Source organism: Collinsella sp. AK_207A (genome assembly GCF_902501965.1).
GTDB lineage: Bacteria > Actinomycetota > Coriobacteriia > Coriobacteriales > Coriobacteriaceae > Collinsella.
The window spans coordinates 40336-59900 of the sequence record NZ_CABWID010000024.1; the positions used below are offsets into that span (position 1 = coordinate 40336).

At 64.8% G+C, this 19565-nt stretch carries 12 protein-coding genes; 5 read left to right on the top strand and 7 right to left on the bottom strand.

Annotated elements, in window-relative coordinates; all coding sequences use genetic code 11:
- Positions 1-73 precede the first annotated feature (73 nt).
- The 7 genes from GDJ97_RS09055 to GDJ97_RS09085 form a co-directional block, all read right to left on the bottom strand.
- A complete protein-coding gene (locus GDJ97_RS09055; RefSeq protein WP_152070966.1) occupies positions 74-1624 on the bottom strand; it encodes a hypothetical protein in 1551 nt (516 codons plus the stop codon).
- 223 nt (positions 1625-1847) lie between these two features.
- Entirely contained in the window at positions 1848-2036 is a 189-nt protein-coding gene (rpmB, locus tag GDJ97_RS09060) for a 50S ribosomal protein L28 (RefSeq protein ID WP_152070967.1), read from the bottom strand.
- A gap of 134 nt (positions 2037-2170) precedes the next feature.
- Positions 2171-3676: a S10 family peptidase gene (locus GDJ97_RS09065; RefSeq protein ID WP_152070968.1), complete on the bottom strand. Its 1506-nt coding sequence runs from the start codon at positions 3674-3676 to the stop codon at positions 2171-2173.
- A 313-nt stretch (positions 3677-3989) separates the two neighbouring features.
- On the bottom strand, positions 3990-4751 hold the full coding sequence (locus tag GDJ97_RS09070; RefSeq protein ID WP_152070969.1) for a phosphotransferase family protein: 762 nt from the start codon (positions 4749-4751) through the stop codon (positions 3990-3992).
- A gap of 70 nt (positions 4752-4821) precedes the next feature.
- On the bottom strand, positions 4822-7464 hold the full coding sequence (gene adhE, locus GDJ97_RS09075) for a bifunctional acetaldehyde-CoA/alcohol dehydrogenase (protein WP_152070970.1): 2643 nt from the start codon (positions 7462-7464) through the stop codon (positions 4822-4824).
- A gap of 590 nt (positions 7465-8054) precedes the next feature.
- On the bottom strand, positions 8055-8705 hold the full coding sequence (locus tag GDJ97_RS09080) for a thiamine diphosphokinase (protein WP_152070971.1): 651 nt from the start codon (positions 8703-8705) through the stop codon (positions 8055-8057).
- A 3-nt stretch (positions 8706-8708) separates the two neighbouring features.
- Positions 8709-9425 (bottom strand): HAD family phosphatase, encoded by a 717-nt coding sequence (locus tag GDJ97_RS09085; RefSeq protein ID WP_152070972.1) that lies wholly within the window; start codon positions 9423-9425, stop codon positions 8709-8711.
- A gap of 381 nt (positions 9426-9806) precedes the next feature.
- On the opposite strand from GDJ97_RS09085, the gene glgB reads away from it, so the two are divergent.
- The 5 genes from glgB to glgA all read left to right on the top strand — a co-directional run bounded on the left by glgB (position 9807) and on the right by glgA (position 19396).
- Positions 9807-12032, top strand: coding sequence for a 1,4-alpha-glucan branching protein GlgB (glgB, locus tag GDJ97_RS09090; protein WP_226809001.1), 2226 nt, complete (start codon positions 9807-9809; stop codon positions 12030-12032).
- Between the two features lie 88 nt (positions 12033-12120).
- A complete protein-coding gene (locus tag GDJ97_RS09095) occupies positions 12121-14547 on the top strand; it encodes a glycogen/starch/alpha-glucan phosphorylase (RefSeq protein WP_152070974.1) in 2427 nt (808 codons plus the stop codon).
- A gap of 78 nt (positions 14548-14625) precedes the next feature.
- Positions 14626-15771, top strand: a complete 1146-nt coding sequence (locus tag GDJ97_RS09100) for a glucose-1-phosphate adenylyltransferase (RefSeq protein WP_152070975.1) — start codon at positions 14626-14628, stop codon at positions 15769-15771.
- Between the two features lie 10 nt (positions 15772-15781).
- Positions 15782-16894: a glucose-1-phosphate adenylyltransferase subunit GlgD gene (gene glgD, locus GDJ97_RS09105; RefSeq protein WP_152071008.1), complete on the top strand. Its 1113-nt coding sequence runs from the start codon at positions 15782-15784 to the stop codon at positions 16892-16894.
- 87 nt (positions 16895-16981) lie between these two features.
- On the top strand, positions 16982-19396 hold the full coding sequence (gene glgA, locus GDJ97_RS09110) for a glycogen synthase GlgA (protein ID WP_152070976.1): 2415 nt from the start codon (positions 16982-16984) through the stop codon (positions 19394-19396).
- The last annotated feature ends 169 nt before the right edge of the window (positions 19397-19565 follow it).

A 19565-nucleotide genomic window follows, 5' to 3' on the forward strand; every position in this document is an offset into this window, starting at 1 on the left:
ATTATATCCAGCAGAAGACACCCCATGCCCTCGCACAGTGTCTCCACAGAGAGGCGCGGGGGTGGCGCCGACCCTATTCCGGATGCTCGACCGCGCCGAGCAGGAGTCGCTCGTCCCCATCCCGTTGCAACCACATGGCGCTCGGCTCGACATCGCTCACCGGCAGCTGCTCGACGCCGTACGTAGTCCCCTCGGCGCCTACGGAGAGCCTTCCGCCCGCCGCGACGTTCGCGACCTCCATGCTGAAAAACTCGGGAACGCTCTCCCCCGAGGACCAGGAATCCGAATCGGACGGAATCCCATACCCTTCGGCCCAGGAGCTGGGCGCGAACACGCGGAAGGACGGCGACCCCACCCGTTCCGCATACGCGTTCAATTGCTTACGCACCGAATCAGAGAAGCTCAGCCGCCATACCGGCGTCTTGAGCGTCACGGGCCAGTCATCCAGCGCCGCGAGGGCATCGTTTACCTGGCGCTCGCCCACCGTCTTCAGCTCCTCGAGCGAGACATCGCCCCTTTGGAGCACGATCCCCGGCATGGCACTCGAGACCATCAGGGCGTCGGGATACTTCCCATCGAGGGGCACGTAGCTCAGTGTCACCGGTTCCTCGGGCTCTTCTCCCAGCCCGCGTGGCTCGTACCAGCCAAGCTGATCGATGGCATCGCTCAGGCCGGTATAGGCGGCATACGTCGTCACCGCGTTCACGCGCGGACGCTCGGCGAAGACGTCATCGAGCTCGTCCACGAGCGCATCGGCCTGAGCGCGCCACCCCGGAACCTCGCCAGCGTCCAGCCGTACAGGAAGCTCGACCTCTCCCCCATCCGCCGGCTCAAAGCCCAGAAAGAGCAGGTCGCCCGCCGGCATGGCGAGCTCACCGGTCTTCTTCGCCTGATCGAGAAAGGCATCCAGATCACCGTCGTAGTACGTGGAGAACCCGCTCCAAGACTCATCCTCCTCGCTCGCATGCTCATAGATGCTGAACACCGGTGGCTGGTACTCGCGCGAACGCTCGGGCTTCCCCGTGTCGGGGTTCCCCGGCTGGCCGGCGAGCTGCCAGCGCTGGGAATCGAGCGTGGCCACCGAGAGCTTCCAGCCGTCTTTCGCCGAATCGCCCACCGCCTGCTCAAGCCGCTTCGCCAGCCACTCGCGCAACGCCTTCTGTATCACGGGCGCCTGACGGTTGTCGCGCAAGAGCTTGTCGTCGTCCCGGTAGAAGATCCGGTACCCGTCCTCCGTTTGGATGAGGACGTCGTCCAAACGGTAGGAGCCGATATCCGTGCCCGCGAAGAGCTCGCGCGCGAAGGCGGCGGATTTGATCTTGAGGTCCTCGCCGTACTTCTCGCTCCAATAGCGCGCGGCCTCGCCCTTCACGCGATCGAGCTCCATGAGCGCCCGCGGGTCGGCATCGCAGGTGGTGAGAAACGAGGTGCAGGACGCAAGGAAGAACATGCTGATGGCAAGAACGAACGCGAGCGCGGCACCCGCCGCCGTCAGGGCGACGCGCCGGCCGTTGTTCTCCGTGGTCCAACCGGCGGCATCATCCCCGCTGGAGGATGATGGCCGGTGCGCGGGATCAGGCACCGGAATCTCCGGCGGAGATGGACGGGAATCTCGATCAGCCATGTCGTGACCTTTCACCAGCGGGAGCGCCATAGCCAACCGCGCCTTGAGACCCGCGTCCGACGAGAAGAGAACCGCGAACTCCGAACAGTATACGGGCAAGCGAGCCTACATCGTTCCAAAACGCAAAGAGGGCGCTTCCCACCATGGGAAGCGCCCTCAAGAAGTCGTAGACCGCGAGGTACCGGGGCCCGGAGAGTCCGGAAGCCGCGAGTGGGAACCTTGCTTAGGAACGGGCGACCTTCTGAGCCTTGAGGCAGCTGGTGCACACGTTCATCTTGCGACGGTTGCCGTTCTGAACCACGTAGACGCGCTGGATGTTCGGGCGGAACGTACGGTTGGTGACGCGGTGAGAGTGGCTGACGGAACGACCGGCAACGGGGTGCTTACCGCAGATCTCGCAAACTTTGGACATAATGACCCTCCTTGGGCGGGCGCCCCAGGGCGCGCGCGTGAACAAACGCCGATAACTATACCACAGATGGGAACCCGTGCGAATCTTCTTCTTTCCTGCATGAAACCACCGAAGAAACGCACGCCGGGCACCCGTCAGCGCGCATAGAACGACGCCATATCGGCCGCCATGGCGCGGCAGGTCTCCTCGTCGGTGTAGGCCATGTGCCCGCACCCATAGCGATGGAACTCCACGCGATCGCGGGCCTGCGGGGACAGGAACTGGCAGGCGATGTCGTGCTCCACATTCCAGTACGTGGTGGCGGCATCGTATCGTCCGCCGAGAATGGCGAGCTTGCACGTGGTGTTGCGACGAAGCGCCGTGGCGATGTCGTGGGCCACGTTCGCGCACGGCAGCTTGCCGTCATCCGAACCGGGCTGCTCGTGACCCCAATCCCACGCCTCGCTGACCTTGGCGTAGTTGTTCACCAGGTACGGCAGCGGGTTCTTGTAGCCCAGACGCGCCACGAAGGCGCGGAACGCAGCGGTGTAGGCCCCCTCGATGGCATCGTCCGCCGCGTCCTCGCACGCAAAGAAGAGCGAGGAGACCTGGTAGGTGGACGGAGCGTCGGCGGTGAAGCGCGTATCGAGGCGACCCGTGGCAAGACCCTCGTCGGCCAGAAGCGACCGGCGGAAGGTGTCGAGGTCGATGCGCAGGTTCCGGCGTTCGATCAGCTCCTGAGGCAGGCCGATGAAGCGCGAGAGCTTCTTCGCCACGGCCGCGCGCTGGCGCGCCGGCAGCCGGTCGCCCCGCAGCAGCGCGGTCGCGAACTCCCCCTCCGCGAAGGCGCACGCGGCGTCGAACCACGTATCCACGTCCTTGCCCGCGCCGGCGCGCCCGTGGAACTGCGCCGCGGCGGCAAACGTGGGCACCATGCCCATAAAGTAGAGGTCCTGGCCGGGAAGCGCCTGCACCCAATCGAAGAGGGCGGAGAGCATCACCACGCCCGTGGGCTGGATGCCGCGCTCGGCGAGCAGGCGCATGAGCACGGCGTTGCGCACCGTGCCGTAGCTCTCACCGAACAGGTAGACGGGCGAGCCCCAGCGACCGTTCCCCTCGAGCCAGGCCGCGATGGCGCGGGCGAAGCAATCCGCGTCCGCGTCCACGCCCCAGGCCTTCTTGGCATCGACGCCCTCGGCGAGCTGGGACCATCCCGTACCGAGCGCATCGAGGAACACGAGGTCGCTCTGGACGAGCAGAGTGTGCGGGTTGTCCTCCGCCGGAGCCGTGGCAGCCAGGTGCTCCACGCCCTCCACCGGCACGCGCACCGGACCGATACCGCCGAAGTTGATAGGCACCGAGCACGAACCCGGCCCGCCGTTGAAGCAGAACGTCACCGGGCGCGCCGCATCCGGCTCCCCGGACTTCCCCACCTTCGCATAAGAGAGCGCGAACATCTTGCCGATGAGCGCGCCCGCATCCGAGCGCACGTCCACGTGCCCGGCCCGGGCCACGTAGTCCATCGACGCGCCGTCCGAACCGTGCCACGCAAGCCGCGCCGACGCCGCCTCCGGCACCGCCGTCAGCGTATCTGCCGGCACGCGCGAAAGCTCGTCGTCGCGTTTCTTCTCAACCGCGCCGGAACCCGTTTCCTCAGCCATAGAGCCACTCCCATCAGTCTCAGGTTCAATACGGCCGCCATTCTACCCCTTGCGCAGAAGGTAGCGGCCGCGGGGCAGCCGCGGGGCGGGACAGAACCAGGTCCCAACCAGAACACCCCACCAGGCTACCGGAACAACCGAGCCGCCCCGGCTCGACCCGGTAGACGAAAGCCGGCCGCACGTACCCGAAGCGACACTCCGCAGCGAACTGCGCGAATGGCAAAACCGTTCGCGCAGTCTCGAGAGGACTGAGCGCAGGGTACGTGCGACCGGCCGGTCAATCAATCACCCAGCGAGCCGTACCGGCGCGAGGTTAGTTGTAGTCCACCACGTCGATCCAGCGCATGAGGAACTCCTTCTGGTCGCCGCGCTTGCGCGCCAGCTCGGAGGCGGCCACGATGCTCATCCACTGGCGAACCACCTGCATGGGCTCGTCGGCGCGGTCGCAGTAGAGCTCCAGGTACGCCTCAGCCTGCTGCTGGTCCTTCATGGCGAAGAGCAGGTAGGTCATGGCGGCGTCGGCCGCGGGCGAACCCTGCGTGGCGTGGGCCCAGTCGCACACGGACAGCGTGCCGTCCTCGGACACGATCACGTTGGACGGGTTGAAGTCGCCGTGGCAGATGCGACGATGGCGGCGCATGCCGTTCAGACGCTCCTGCAGGTTGTAGCGCGTGGTCGCGTTCAGGCCGTCAAGGCTGTCGATCATGCGGCCGTACTTGTCCTTCTGGCGCGGCAGCAGCTGGTTGTGCAGCTGGTGGATGGAGATCTGCAGATCCACGAACTGCTCCAGGTACTCGTAGAAGCGGCTCGGATCCTCCTCCATCTTCTGCTCGAGGGTGACGCCCGGCACCTTCTCGGTCACGAGGGCCCAACCGGCGCCCTCAACCTGGGAGACCTCCACCACGTGCGGGGTCTTCACGCCGGACTCGGTCACGCGAGCGAGGTTCAGGGCCTCGTTCAACACGTCGCTGGCGGGCTTGTCGGCGTTGAACACCTTAACGATCTGGGTACCCAGGTCGTAGACCTTCTTGTTGCTGTGCTCGACGATGAGCTGCTTGGAATCGGGAAGCTGCATGTTTCCACGTCCTTTCTGGTTGGGGCCCCGGCCTCACCGGGGCCCTCATGCGTATGCTCGTCGCGTCGTCCTACAGGACGCCGTAGTCCTGCGGCTCGCGGCCGTAGTAGGCATCCAGGTAGAGCTCCTTGATCTCGGAGATGAGCGGGTAGCGCGGGTTGGCGCCGGTGCACTGGTCGTTGAAGGCCTGCTCGGACATCTCGTCGAGCGTGTCCAGGAAGTACTTCTCGTCCACGCCGTACTCGGCGATGGTGTGCTTCACGCCGATGAAGTCCATGAGCTCCTGCAGCTTCACCAGCAGGTTCTCGAACACCTCGCGGTCGTCCTTGCCGGTGCAGCCGCAGTAGCGGCCGAACTCGGCGTACGCGGCGAGCGCGTTGGGATAGGGGTACTGCGAGAAGGTGCCCATCTTCACGGGCGCCTCGGCGGCGTTGTAGCGCATAACGCGCAGCAGGATGACGGCGTTGGCCAGGCCGTGCGGAATGTGGTGGAAGGCGCCGAGCTTGTGGGCCATGGAGTGGTTCACGCCCAGGAAGGCGTTAGCGAAGGCCATGCCGGCCATGCAGGAGGCGTTGTGCATCTCCTCGCGGGCGTGCGGGTCGGCGGCGCCCTTCTCGTAGGCCGCGGGCAGGTTCTCGAACACGAGCTTGCCGGCCTTCATGGAGAGGCCGCGCGTGTAGTCGGAGGCCATGATGGAGACGAAGCTCTCGAGCGCGTGCGTCATGACGTCGATGCCCGAGGCGGCGGTGAGGCCGCGCGGCGCGGTCATGGCGTTGTCAACGTCGACGATGGCCATGTTCGGCAGCAGCGCGTAGTCGGCGAGCGGCCACTTGATGCCGGTGTCCTTGTCGGTGATGATGGCGAACGGCGTCACCTCGGAGCCGGTGCCCGAAGAGGTCGGCACGGCGACGAAGTAGGCCTTCTCCCCCATCTTGGGGAAGGTGAAGACGCGCTTGCGGATGTCCATGAAGTCCATGGCCATGTCCTCGAAGTTCGCCTCGGGGTGCTCGTACATCATCCACATGATCTTGCCGGCGTCCATGGCGGAGCCACCGCCCACGGCGATGATCACGTCCGGCTCGAAGAGGCGCATCTGAGCGGCGCCGCGGCGAGCGCACTGGAGCGACGGATCGGGCTCGACGTCGTAGAAGCAATCGTGCGCGATGCCCATCTCGTCCAGCTTGGCCTCGATGGCGCGGGTGTTGCCGTTCTTGAACAAGAACTGGTCGGTCACGATGAAGGCGCGCTTCTTGCCCATGACGTGCTTGAGCTCGTCGAGCGCCACGGGCGTGCAGCCCTTCTTGAAGTAGACCTTCTCGGGGGCACGGAACCACAGCATGTTCTCGCGGCGCTCGGCCACGGTTTTCACGTTCAGCAAGTGCTTCACCCCAACGTTCTCGGAGACGGAGTTACCGCCCCAGCTACCGCAGCCCAGCGTGAGCGACGGCTTCATGCCAAAGTTGTACAGGTCGCCGATGCCACCGTGGCTGGAGGGCGTGTTGATGACGATGCGGCAGGCCTTCATCGTGTCCTCGAAGAGCGCGATCTTATCGGCCTCGGCGGGGTGCACGTAGAGCGAGGCGGTGTGGCCCGGGCCACCGGCGAGCACCAGGTGCTCGGCCTTGTCGACGGCCTCCTGGAAGTCCTTGGCGTGGTACATGGCGAGCACCGGGGAGAGCTTCTCGTGGGAGAACTCCTCCTTGGAGGGATCCGTGGAGGTCACCTCGGCGATGAGGATCTTGGTCTTGGCGGGCACCTCGATGCCGGCGAGCTCGGCGATCTTGGCGGCGGGCATGCCGGGGATGCGGTGGTCGAGCGCGCCGTTCTTGAACATGGCCTCGCGCAGCGCCTCGAGCTCCTTGCCCTTCTTGACAAAGTAGCAGCCACGGCGCTTGAACTCATCCTTCACCTGGTCGTAGATGGTATCAATCACGGTCACGGACTGCTCGGAAGCGCAGATCATGCCGTTGTCGAACGTCTTGGAGTGGATGATGGAGTTGACGGCGACCTGCACGTCGGCGGTGTCGTCGATGACGACGGGCGTGTTACCGGCGCCCACGCCCAGGGCGGGCTTGCCGCTGGAGTAGGCCGCCTTCACCATGCCCGGGCCACCGGTGGCCAGGATGATGTCGACGTCGCGCATCACCATGTTGGTGAGCTCGATGGAGGGAACGTCCACCCAGCCGATGATCTCCTCGGGGGCGCCGGCCTTGACGGCGGCCTCGAGCACCAGCTTGGCCGCGGCGATGGTGCACCGCGCGGCCGCGGGGTGCGGGGAGATGATGATGGCGTTGCGGGTCTTCAGGCAGATGAGGCACTTGAAGATGGCCGTCGAGGTGGGGTTGGTGGTGGGGATCACGGCGCCCACGATGCCGATGGGCTCGGCGATCTTGGTGATGCCGTAGGCCTCGTCGTGCTCGATCACGCCGCAGGTCTTGGTGTCCTTGTAGGCGTTGTAGATGTACTCGGCGGCATAGTGGTTCTTGATGACCTTGTCCTCGAGCACACCGCGGCCGGTCTCCTCGATGGCCATCTTAGCCAGCGGGATACGCGCCTTGTTCGCGGCCATGGCGGCCTCGAAGAAGATCTTGTCGACCTGCTCCTGGGTGTAGGTAGCAAAAATCCCCTGGGCGGCACGCATACGAGCGAGCTTGGCCTCAAGGGATTCCACGGTGTCGACGATCTCCGGCTGAACGGGTGGTTTCTTCGCCATACGTTTCTCCTTTTGTCGCAGGCGGGCATGAACCATGACTCGACTATAGCGCGGCGCAAGCCCGTTTTTGCCAACTCCGTGAACGGTTTGAAAAGATTGAAGCGCTTCATAGCCTGATTTGAGATTAAACTGGATGAGGGTGCTTTGCTTGGATGGCATTCACGAAGACTTGATGTGTTGGCAGTTTAAGCGTTTTACCTGCAATAACTTAAATCATTGCAGTATAAGTCTCATTTGAAATATCTTCATATATATTGAAGCGTTTCACTAGTTTTAGCGCTCGACATCTTCATAAGATAAGCAGTTCGTCCCAGACGCTTGCCGACAGCCCGAGCGACAGCTCAATTCAAATGGGCACCGTGGCCCCATTTCCCGTAGGTTTTTCCGAGTAGTGAACGCCCAAGGCCCATCAACTGCCGAGTAGTGAACGCTGCATTCACAACTCGGATAATCCCATGAAAGCTGACCTGCGGTTTTTCGAAAGGCCCTCACGGTGGCGGATGGCAGGCGTTCACTACTCGGAAAAACCGATGCGGACCCGCCGGCGTCATGCACTCGTCGCAGCACCGGAAATGTCTCTCCCGCACCCCTCAGTCAAAGAGCCAGCAGGCTATGGCACCGAAATCGCACGCAACGCGGGCGGGCGAGTCCTCCACCACGTTCGAGATGCCCAGATCGGAGAGACAGCCTACGGGTGCGTCATCGAGGTTCCAGCGCATGCCGGCAAGCGACACGCGCGTACCCGGTGCAAGGGGCACGAACGAGAACGTTCGACCACGAGCGCCCTCGATGCCCCACGTCTCCCCCGCCCGCAGCACGCGGCCGCGAAACGCGTCCTCGACGATCTCTACGGCGCCGCCCCACGAGACGAGCCTCCCCAACACGCCGAGCAGGTGGTCGGGTCTACCCCCGGAAAGGCAGGTGGCGCAGAGCGTCGCCCCCGGCCAGCGCGCGCCAATCGCCCGGAGCGCGAGCGAGAGGTCCGTGAAGTCCTTGTGCGGGTCGTACCGCTCGACCTCGAAGCACCCCTCCGCAACCGCGCGGGCCACGAGGGCGGCACCCTCGGCGCTCACGGTGTCGGCGTCCCCGCAGAACAGATCGCAGATCAGGCCGGCAGCCAGCACGGCGTCGAGTCCGCGGTCAACGGCGACGACGGCATCGCACCCTTGGGCGGCCCGGCGGACGACCTCAGGTGATGCCCCCTGCGGGGACCCGCCCACCACCAGAACGCGCGCACCCACGGGCTACGCCCCCTCCGAGCGGAAAGCGAGGACGCGATCGAGCAGGTCGTCCTCGTACGCGGTGATGAAGATCTCGCTGTTCGCCCCGACCTGCTCCAGCGTGAACCGGCCGGCTGGGTCGTGGATGCCCACACGGCGGTAGCCGACAGCCCCCGCGCTCAAAAGCCCGAAGAGCGCATCCTCGAACACCCAGACGCGGCGGCGGTCAACCTCGCCCAGGCCATGTGCTTCAGCCAGCCGCGCGAGCGCGAGGTTGTAGACGTCCGGATGCTCCTTGGAGGCACCCGCCTCCTCCGTGGTGGTGATGCCCTCCAGGTAGGGCGCGAGCCCCGTGTGCTCGAGCGCCGCCTGCACCAGATGCGCGGGCGTGGACGTGGCGACCGTACAGGGAATCCCCGCCGCGTGCACGCGCTCGAGGAAGGCGGGGGCACCCGGCCGCGCCGGCACGTCCTCGGCGTACGCCTGCTCGAGCATGCCCAGCAAACGCTCGAAGATGTCCCGGCCGCCCGGCTCGCCCACGCCCCATTTATCGTGGTAGGCCGCGCACTCGTTTTCAACGGAGAGCGCCTCGAACTCGGCAAAGTCATCGGGCGTGAGACCCTCCACGCCAAAGCTCGCGAGCAAGCGGGGCTGGACGTCGAGCCAGGCACCCATGGAGTCCACGAGGGTTCCGTCGCAGTCGAAGATAAAGGCGGCGGGAAGGGCTTGATTCTGGGACATGGCGCTCCTTTCGGGACCGATTCGCACGGCGCACATCCTAGCAGATGGCGGGGACAAGGACCCATCGCGCACGGTCCCTTTACGCAGTCCTGAAACGCCTTGCGGAAGGTTCTGAAAAACCAACTGAAATTCGATTTGTCAAGCATTTTTACCCGGGGAACGCCCACGGTGAAAACCAGTCCGCTCCTCACCTTCTGACGATGCGCGCCCCCTCGGAGTGTTACATTCAGGGGGTCATGGCTTCCGTTCCGGCACCCTGCCGCATGCCGCGACCATCGCGCACATGCCGGCGCCCATATCGATACCGAGCGATCCATGACCGCATCTGCAGTCGAGCGGGCGCTCCATGCGTGCCCGCGCGTTTGAAGGGAACGGATTCCTTTGGCCACCAAGAAGTCGACCCGGTCGAAGCTCGCCGTAACGGACGGCGATATCCATCTTTTCAAGCAGGGAACCTGGCAGCGCAGCTGGGAGAAGATGGGCGCTCACCCCGACGTCCAGAACGGCGTCGAGGGCTGGCGCTTCTGCGTGTGGGTCCCGGACGTGCGCTCCGTGCACGTGATCGGCGAGTTCAACGACTGGGACGAGACCGCCTGCCCGCTCTCCCCCGTAAAGTCTACGGGCCTCTGGGAAGGCTTCGAAGAGGGTGCCGAACGCGGCCAGCTCTACAAGTACCTCATCGAGACCGATAACGGGGAGCGTCTCTACAAGGCCGACCCCTACGCGTTCTACTCCGAAAAGGCCCCCGGCACCGCCTCGCGCCTGTGGACCCTGGATGGCTACGAGTGGCAGGACGCCGCCTGGCTCAAGGCGCGCGGCAAGCGCGACTTCATGAAGAGCCCGCTGAACATCTACGAGGTGCACCTAGGCAGTTGGCGCCGCCACGGCGACGAGCCGCAGGGCGAGCCCCGCGCGGACGGCACCTACCCCGGCCCCGGCGACCCCTTCCCCGCGCAGCGCGGCACCTACTACACCTACGACGACCTCGCGGACGAGCTCGTGGCCTACGCGCGCGACATGGGCTACACGCATATCGAGGTCATGCCGCTCGCCGAGCATCCCTTCGACGGCTCCTGGGGGTACCAGGGCACCGGCTTCTACTCCGCCACCTCGCGCTACGGAACGCCGCAGCAGCTCATGCACTTCATCGATGCCGCGCACGCCGCCGGCATCGGCGTCATCATGGACTGGGTTCCCGGCCACTTCTGCCAGGACGCCCAGGGGCTCGCCAACTTCAACGGCCACATGCTCTATGAGAGCGAGTACCACCCCAACTGGGGCACCTACAAGTTCGACTTCGGCCGCCCCGAGGTCGTCTCGTTCCTGCTCTCCAACGCCATCTTCTGGGTCGACCAGTTCCACGTGGACGGCCTGCGCGTGGACGGCGTCTCGTCCATGCTCTACCTCAACTTCGGCGTGGACAACCCGGCAGATAAGAAGTTCAACGAGCTGGGCACCGAGGAGAACCTGGAAGCCTCCGCGTTCCTGCGCAACGTCAACGGCGCCATGGGCACCCTCCACGAGGACGTGATGATGATCGCCGAGGAATCCACGGCTTGGCCACTCGTCACCTACCCGCCCGAGGACGGGGGCCTGGGCTTCCAGCTCAAATGGGACATGGGTTGGATGAACGACACCCTGCACTACATGCAGACGGACTTCCCCTGGCGCCCAGGCAACCACAACCTGCTCACCTTCTCGATCATGTACGCGTTCTCCGAGAACTACGTGCTGCCGCTCAGCCACGACGAGGTCGTGAACGGCAAGTGCTCGCTCATCACCCGCATGCCGGGCGACCAGTGGCGCCAGTTCGCAGGGCTCCGCTGCCTCTCGCTGTACCAGATGACGCATCCGGGCGCCAAGCTCAACTTCATGGGCAACGAGATCGGCCAGTACATCGAATGGCGCTACTACGAGTCCATCCAGTGGTTCCTGGCCGAGCAGTTCCCGCTGCACGCCGGCGTCCAGGAGTTCGTGCGCACGGTCAACCACCTATACACGCAGGAGCCCGCGCTCTGGCAGCGCGCCTACACCGAGGACGGCTTTGAGTGGATCAACGCCAACGACTCCGAGCAGTCCGTCATCAGCTATGTGCGCCATGGCGAGAATCCTGACGACGACCTGCTCGTGGTCATCAACCTCACCCCCGCCTACTACGAGAGCTTCCGCGTGGGCGTGCCGCGCGAGGGCAAGTGGAAAGAGATCCTGAACTCCGACGACACGCGCTTTGGCGGCTCCGGCAAGGTGAACCCGCGCCAGCTCATCAGCCGCCACGAGGATTGCGACGGTCGCGAGTACTCGATCATCCCCCAGCTGCCCCCACTCGCCGGCGTGGTGTTCAAGCGCACCGGCACGGCCAAGCGCAAGCCCGCCGCCAAGAAGAGCGCGGCCGCAAAGAAGCCGGCGGCAGGCAAGACGACCGCGAAGCCGGTGGCGTCCAAGGCACCCGCCAAGCCCACGTCGGCAACGAAGGCGCAGGCTGCCAAGAAGGCGGCACCCGCGCCCGCAGCAAAGCCCGCGGCAAAAAAGCCCAGCGCGCCCAAAGCCGCGGTAAAGAAGGAATCAACCTCTGTTAATTCCGCAGGCAAGCGCAAGCGCGCGAAGTAGACTGTAATCGCCCCCTCGCGGCGCAGGCCGCGGAGGGCTGTTGCACAACCGAGAGAGAGAGGGGCCCCGCGGCCCCGGAGAGGAACGCATGAAGCCCCTTTTCAAGAGCAGGGAAGAGTTCGAAGAGCTGTACCGCCAGGCCGTGGTCTCCTCTTGCGGCAAGGAGTTCGAGGACGCGAGCGATCTCAACCGCTACCAGGCCCTCGCCAAACTCGTCGCCTTCAAGGCCCGCGACGTCGAGGCCGATACCGAGAAGCGCTACGCCGACAACGGCCAGAAGCGCGTGTACTACTTCTCCATCGAGTTCCTGATCGGCCGTCTGCTCGACAACTACCTGCTGAACTTTGGCGTGCGCGATCTGGTTGCCGACTCCCTGACCGAGATGGGCAGCGACCTTGACGCGCTCTGCGCGCTCGAGCCTGACGCCGCGCTCGGCAACGGCGGCCTGGGCCGTCTGGCCGCGTGCTTCCTGGACTCCATGGCCCACGAGGGCATGGCCGGCTACGGCAACGGCATGCGCTACAAGTACGGCCTGTTCAAGCAGGAGATCGTGGACGGTCACCAGGTCGAGGTGGCCGACGAGTGGCTCACCAACGGCTATCCGTGGGAGGTGCGCCGCGCCGACCGCGCCGTGCGCATCGGCTTCGGCGGCCACGTGGTCTCCTACCAGGAGGGCGGCCGCACCTTCTTCCGCACCGAGGGTACGAGCGACGTGCTCGCCGTCCCGTACGACATCCCCGTGGTGGGTTACGGCGGAGAGACCGTTAACAAGCTCTGCGTGTGGAGCTCCGAGCCCGTTGACGAGCACTTCGACCTGGACGCCTTCAACCGCGGCGACTACTCCGGTGCCGACAAGGCCCGCGCCGATGCCGAAGCCATCAGCGCCATCCTCTACCCCAACGACCAGGGCGAGCACGGTCGCCTGCTGCGCCTCAAGCAGGAGTACCTGTTCGTGGCCGCCGGCATCCACCGTCTGATGGAGACCTTCGAGGAGGAGCACGGCGCCGACTGGCAGAGCCTGCCCAAGTACGTGGCCATCCACACCAACGACACCCACCCCGCCATGTGCGGCCCCGAGCTCATGCGCGTCCTCATGGACGAGAAGAAGCTCACCTGGGAAGAGGCCTGGGACATCGTCACCAAGACGGTCTCCTACACCAACCACACCATCCTGCCCGAGGCCCTGGAGAAGTGGCCCATCCCCACGTTCTCCGCACTGCTGCCGCGCATCTACCAGATCATCGAGGAGATCTCCCGCCGCTGGCGCGACCAGTTCACGCCCGAGATGCCCGACTGGCAGGAGCGTCTGCGGAACACCGCCGTGCTCTGGGACGGCGAGGTCCGCATGGCCAACCTGTCCGTCATCTGCAGCCACAGCGTGAACGGCGTGGCCAAGATCCACACGGACATCCTCGAGGAGACCACGCTGCACGACTTCTACGCGCTGCAGCCCGAGAAGTTCAACAACAAGACCAACGGCATCTCGCCCCGCCGCTTCTTCGCCGAGGCGAACCCCAGCTACGCCAAGCTCGTGACCGAGGCCATCGGCGACGGCTGGCTGGACGACGCCTCCGAGCTAAGCAAGCTCACCGAGTTCGAGGACGATTCCTCCTTCCTCATGCGCGTGGGCGCCTCCAAGCGCGTGAACAAGCTGCGCCTCGCCCGCTACGTGCGCCGCGAGACAGGCCTCATGATCGATCCGGACTCCATCTTCGACGTGCAGGTGAAGCGCTTCCACGCCTACAAGCGCCAGCTGCTCAACTGCTTCAAGATCATGGATCTCTACAACCGTCTGATCTCGGACCCGCGCTTTACCGTCCAGCCCACCACGTTCATCTTCTCGGGCAAGGCGGCCTCGAGCTACACCTTCGCCAAGGAGGTCATCCGCCTCATCAACGCGCTGGCCGACGTCATCAACAACGACGAGCGCGTGAACGACCTCATCAAGGTGTGCTTCATCCCCAACTTCCGCGTCTCGAACGCCCAGCTCATCTACCCCGCCGCCGAGATCTCCGAGCAGATCTCCACGGCCGGCAAGGAGGCCTCGGGCACCTCGAACATGAAGCTGATGATGAACGGCGCGATCACGCTGGGCACCCTCGACGGCGCCAACGTGGAGATCGCCGACCTCGCCGGGCGTGAGAACGAGATGATCTTCGGTCTCACCAAGCCCGAGGTGGCGGAGCTCCGCGCGAGCGGCAACTACTTTGCCTGGGACATCGTCAAGAGCGACCCGGACCGTCTGGGCCGCATCATCAACGAGCTGACGGACGGCACCTTCGCGCGCCAGTCCGGCAACTTCGAGAGGATTCGTCACGAGGTCATGCTCAACAACGACTACGACCTCGTTATGAAGGACTTCCATTCCTACGTGGACGCCTGGGAGGAGCTCACCGCCTCCTACAAGGACACGAGGGACTGGAACCGCCGCGCCCTGCACAACACGGCCATGTCTGGCTGGTTCTCGAGCGATCGCACGATCCGCGAGTACCGCGACGACATCTGGCACGCGTAGGGACCGCGAACGATCGTCGGGCACGCACGACCCCAGAGAAGGCAGTATCGGAAGCAATCGGTTGAGAGGAAAGGTTCGATGGGCAAGAAAGAATGCATCGCGATGCTCCTCGCAGGAGGACAGGGAAGCAGGTTGGGGGCTCTGACCTCGAAGATCGCTAAACCGGCCGTCTCGTTTGGCGGCAAGTTCAGGATCATCGACTTCGCGCTTTCAAACTGCACGAACTCCGGCATCGACACGGTGGGCGTGCTCACCCAGTACCGACCCTACCTGCTGCACAGCTACATCGGTTCCGGCGAGGCGTGGGACCTGGACGCCCGTGACGGCGGCGTCTCCATCCTCCCCCCCTACGCCACCCAGGAGGGAGGCGCCTGGTACGCGGGCACAGCCGACGCCATCACGCAAAACCTCGAGTACATCAAGATGTACGACCCCGAGTACGTGCTGATCCTCTCCGGTGACCACCTGTACCGCATGGACTACCGCAAGATGCTCGCCAGCCATATCCAGCACAAGGCCGACCTCACCGTGTCGGTCATGCCCGTGCCCTGGGAGGAGGCCAGCCGCTTCGGCATCCTGACCGCCGACGACGACGGCCGCATCCAGCGGTTCGACGAGAAGCCCGAGAAGCCCGAGAGCAACCTGGCCTCCATGGGCATCTACATCTTCTCGACCAAGGTGCTCGTGGACGCCCTCGAGGCCGATGCCGTTGACCAGCGCTCGAGCCACGACTTCGGCAAGGACATCATCCCCAAGCTGCTCAGTGAGGGCTATGGCCTCTACACCTACGAGTTCCACGGCTTCTGGAAGGACGTCGGCACCATCGCGAGCTTCCACGAGACGTCGATGGACCTGCTCGGCCCGAACCCCGAGTTCGACCTGTACGACAAGAGCTTCCCGATCCTGAGCAACATCACCACGCGCCCGCCGCACTACATCGGTCCCGACGCGGTGATCGACGACGCGCTGGTCTCGAACGGATGCAAGGTGTACGGCACCGTGCGCCACTCGATCGTCTCCACCGACGCGGTGGTGGGCGAGCGCGCCGTCGTCGAGGATTCCGTGCTGCTGCCCGGCGCGCAGGTGAAGGCCGGGGCGCACGTGCGCCGCGCCATCCTGGGCGAGAACGCCGTGGTTGAGGAAGGCGTCAAGCTCGGCTCCGTGGACACGACGAAGGATACGGCCGTCGTTGGAAACGACGTCGTCATCGGGAAGGGGGAATGAACCGATGAGCATGACGCAGAACCGCACTCTCGGCTATATCACCGCTAACTACATCACCCGCGAGAACAGCGTGCTGACCGCCAACCGCCCGCTGGCGTCCGTGCCGTTCATGGGCCGCTACCGGCTCATCGACTTCCCGCTCTCCAACATGATGAACGCGGGCATCAAGACCGTCGGCCTCGTGATGCCCGGCAACTGCCGCTCCATCATGGACCACGTCGGCTCGGGTAAGGACTGGCTGCTCGACCGCAAGAAGGGCGGTCTCTTCCTGGTGCCCGGAAATGCCTACGGCACCTCCAAGCGCGGCATGCGCTTCCTGCTGCGCGACATCATCGCCAACAAGGAGCTCTTCAAGCGCTCCGATAAGCCCTACGTGGTCATGATGGGCTCCTCCATCGTGTTCAACCTCGATCTGCACCAGATCGTGGACGCGCACGAGACCTCGGGCGCGGGCATCACCATGGTGTACGTCAAGGCGGTCCGCCACCAGGACGACGCCTCCTCGCTCGTGATCGGCGACCGCGGCCGCGTGACGCAGGTCAGGCCCGGCTGCGATTACGGCGACAACAAGTTCATGGACTGCTTCATCATCGACCGCAAGCTGCTGCTCGACATCATCGAGGACTACGCCACGGCCGACTACCTCGACATCTTCGAGGCCATCGCCGGCGACTTCGCGCGCATCGACGTGTGCAGCTACGAGTTCAAGGGCCTCGTGGTGGGCATCCATGGCGAGGAGACCTACTACGAGCGGAGCATGCAGCTCATCGACCCGAGCATCTACGAGCAGCTCTTCAACCCCGATCGCCCGATCATCACCAAGGCGCACGACGCGCCCCCGGCGAAGTACTTCGCGGGCAGCCGTGCCACCAACTCACTGATCTCTACCGGTTGCGAGATCAAGGGCACCGTCCGCGGCTCCATCCTCTCCCGCGGCGTGATCGTGGAGAGCGGTGCACAGGTGGTCAACTCCATCCTCATGCAAAGCTGCGTCATCAAGAGCGGCGCGCGCGTGGAGAACGCCATCCTGGACAAGAACAACGTGGTTCCCGCCAACACGGAGCTGCGCGGAACGCCCGAGCACACCCTGGTGCTTGGTAAGGCCCCGCTGAATGCCGAGTAACACCCCGGCAACGTGAGAGCGCTATGATGAGACCGTCGTCCGGGCATTGCGCGCGGGCGGCGGTCTCTCGAATGTAAGGAGTTTTACATGTCTGATACAAGGAAGCTCGGCGTCGTCTTTGCCTCTGCCGAGGCCGCGCCCTTCGTGAAGACCGGCGGGCTCGGCGACGTGGCGGGCTCGCTGCCTCCCGCGCTCGAGGCCGAGGGCGTGAACGTCATCGTCATGGTCCCGCTCTACAGCACCATCCCCGAGGAGTACCAGCGCCAGATGGAGCATCTGTGCGACTTCTACGTTCCGCTGGGCTGGCGCAACGAGTACTGCGGCCTGGAGCGCCTGGTGCACGACGGCGTGACCTACCTCTTCGTAGATAACAAGCGCTACTTCGACCGCAGCTACCCTTACGGCTTCTTTGACGATGGCGAGCGCTTCGCGTTCTTCTCAAAGGCCATCGTGGAGAGCCTGCAGCACCTGCCCGAGGGCTTTACCTGCGACATCCTGCACTGCAACGACTGGCAGACGGCGCTCGCCCCGGTGTTCCTGCGCGAGTTCTACCAGGGTCTCCCCCTCTACGAGAACGTTCGGACAATCTTCTCCATCCACAACGTGGCGTTCCAGGGCCAGTTCACCGACAAGATGCTGAACGACGTGCTGGGACTGGCGCATATCACCGCTGCCGCGAGCCAGCTGCGCTGCGACGACAGCTCCATCAACTACATGATGGGCGCACTCAACTACGCGGACGCCATCACCACCGTCTCCCCCACCTACGCGGCAGAGATTCAGACGCCGGCCTTCGGTGAGCGCCTGGACGGCGTGCTGCGCCGCCGTAGCGAGGCCCTGCAGGGCATCGTGAACGGCATCGACGTGAACGCCTGGAACCCGGCCACCGACAAGGCGATCGCAGCCACGTACACGGCCGAGGACCTCTCCGGTAAGGCCGCGTGCAAGCGAGCACTGCAAGAGGAACTGGGGCTCGAGGTCCGCGATGACCGCCCGCTCATGACGATGGTCACGCGCCTCACGCGCCAGAAGGGCATGGACCTCGTGACCTACGCGCTCGACCGCATCCTCTCCGGCGGCGTGCAGGTGGCGGTGCTCGGCACGGGAGACTACGAGTACGAGAATGCGCTGCGCTACTTCGAGGGCAAGTACCCTGGTCAGATGAGCGCGCGCATCCAGTTCGACGCCGCGCTCTCCAAGCGCATGTACGCCGGCTCGGACCTGTTCCTCATGCCGAGCCTCTTTGAGCCCTGTGGCCTCTCCCAGATGATCGCCATGCGCTACGGAACCCTGCCCGTGGTTCGCGAGACGGGCGGCCTCAGGGACACCGTGGCGCCCTACAACTACGTGACGGGCGAGGGCACAGGTTTCTCGTTCGCCAACTTCAACGGCGACGAGATGGGCGACGCCGTGTTCCGCGGCGCGCGCCTGTTCCGGGATGATCCCGAGGCCTTCCACCAGCTGCGGCTAAACGCCATGAGCCAGGACTTCAGCTGGAAGAAGAGCGCGGACAAGTACCTCGACCTGTACTTCTGGATGCATCCGGAGGTGCCGCGGCGGGCGTCCGAGGCGGTTGTGGATGCGGAGGCCGCTGCGAAGCCGGAGGCCAAGGTTGAGCCGGTTGCCGAGCAGTCCGTGACACCCGCGGCGAAGAAGCCCGCCGCAAAGGTAGAATCTGCGGAGAAGCCTATCGAGAAGAAGCCCGCAGCGAAGGGTGTAACCAAGCCGAAGGCCGCGAGCAAGCCGGCAGCCAAGCCCACGGCGCGCAAGACGGCGGCGAAGGCCGCTTCCGCGAAGGCTGCTGCCGAGAAACCTGCCGCCGAGAAGACGTCGGAAGCCTCGAAGCCGGCTGCCAAGTCCGCGACCAAAACCGCACCGAAGAAGACAGCCGCTGCGCCTGCGGCCAAACCTGCCGCTCAGTCCCCCGCCAAAGCCGCGGTAAAGACCACTCCCAAGGCGACTACCAAGACCGCCGCGAAGCCAGCGGAGGAGAAGGCGGCGGCGACAAAGGTAACGGTCAAGGTGGCGGAAGCCAAGGCAGCCACGAAGGCTACGGCTGTCGAACCCGCCAAGACCGAGGTAAAGGCCCCGGCCAAGCCCGCGGCCCACAAGACGGCCCATAAGACGACAGCGACGAAACCAACTGCAAAGCCCGCGACGAGCGCCAAATCCGTCGCTGAGATGCCTGTGACGGCTAAGAGGGCAACCAAGGCAGCGTCGGCGGAAGCCACTCCGGCAGTTAAAGCTTCGGCGAGCTCCAAGCCTGTTGCCGAGGTAAAGCCCGCCGAGAAGAAGAAGACTGTCGCGAAGCCAGCTCCCAAGCACATAGCCGCGAAGCCCGCGGCGAAGAAGGAGACTCCGACCAGCCCGAAGCACATGGCGGAGCCCGCGCCCGCCGAGAAGCCGGCTGTTTCGGCCCCGGCCAAGCCGGCAGCCAAACCGGTGACGAGGACGCGCGTCTCAGCTGCTAAGAAACCGACGACCCGCAGCAAGCGGAAGTAGCGGCTTCAAGAAGAAGCGATCTCGAAGGGGAGCCCATCAGCCGACGGGCTCCCCTTTTTCATCCGCATCCACGGTGTCCGGCAAACGATCAACAGACGGTTGCTAAGCAGATCGGACGCCAGGCGAACACCAAGGGGCGGTTGCTAAGCAGGTTGGACACCAAGGTGGC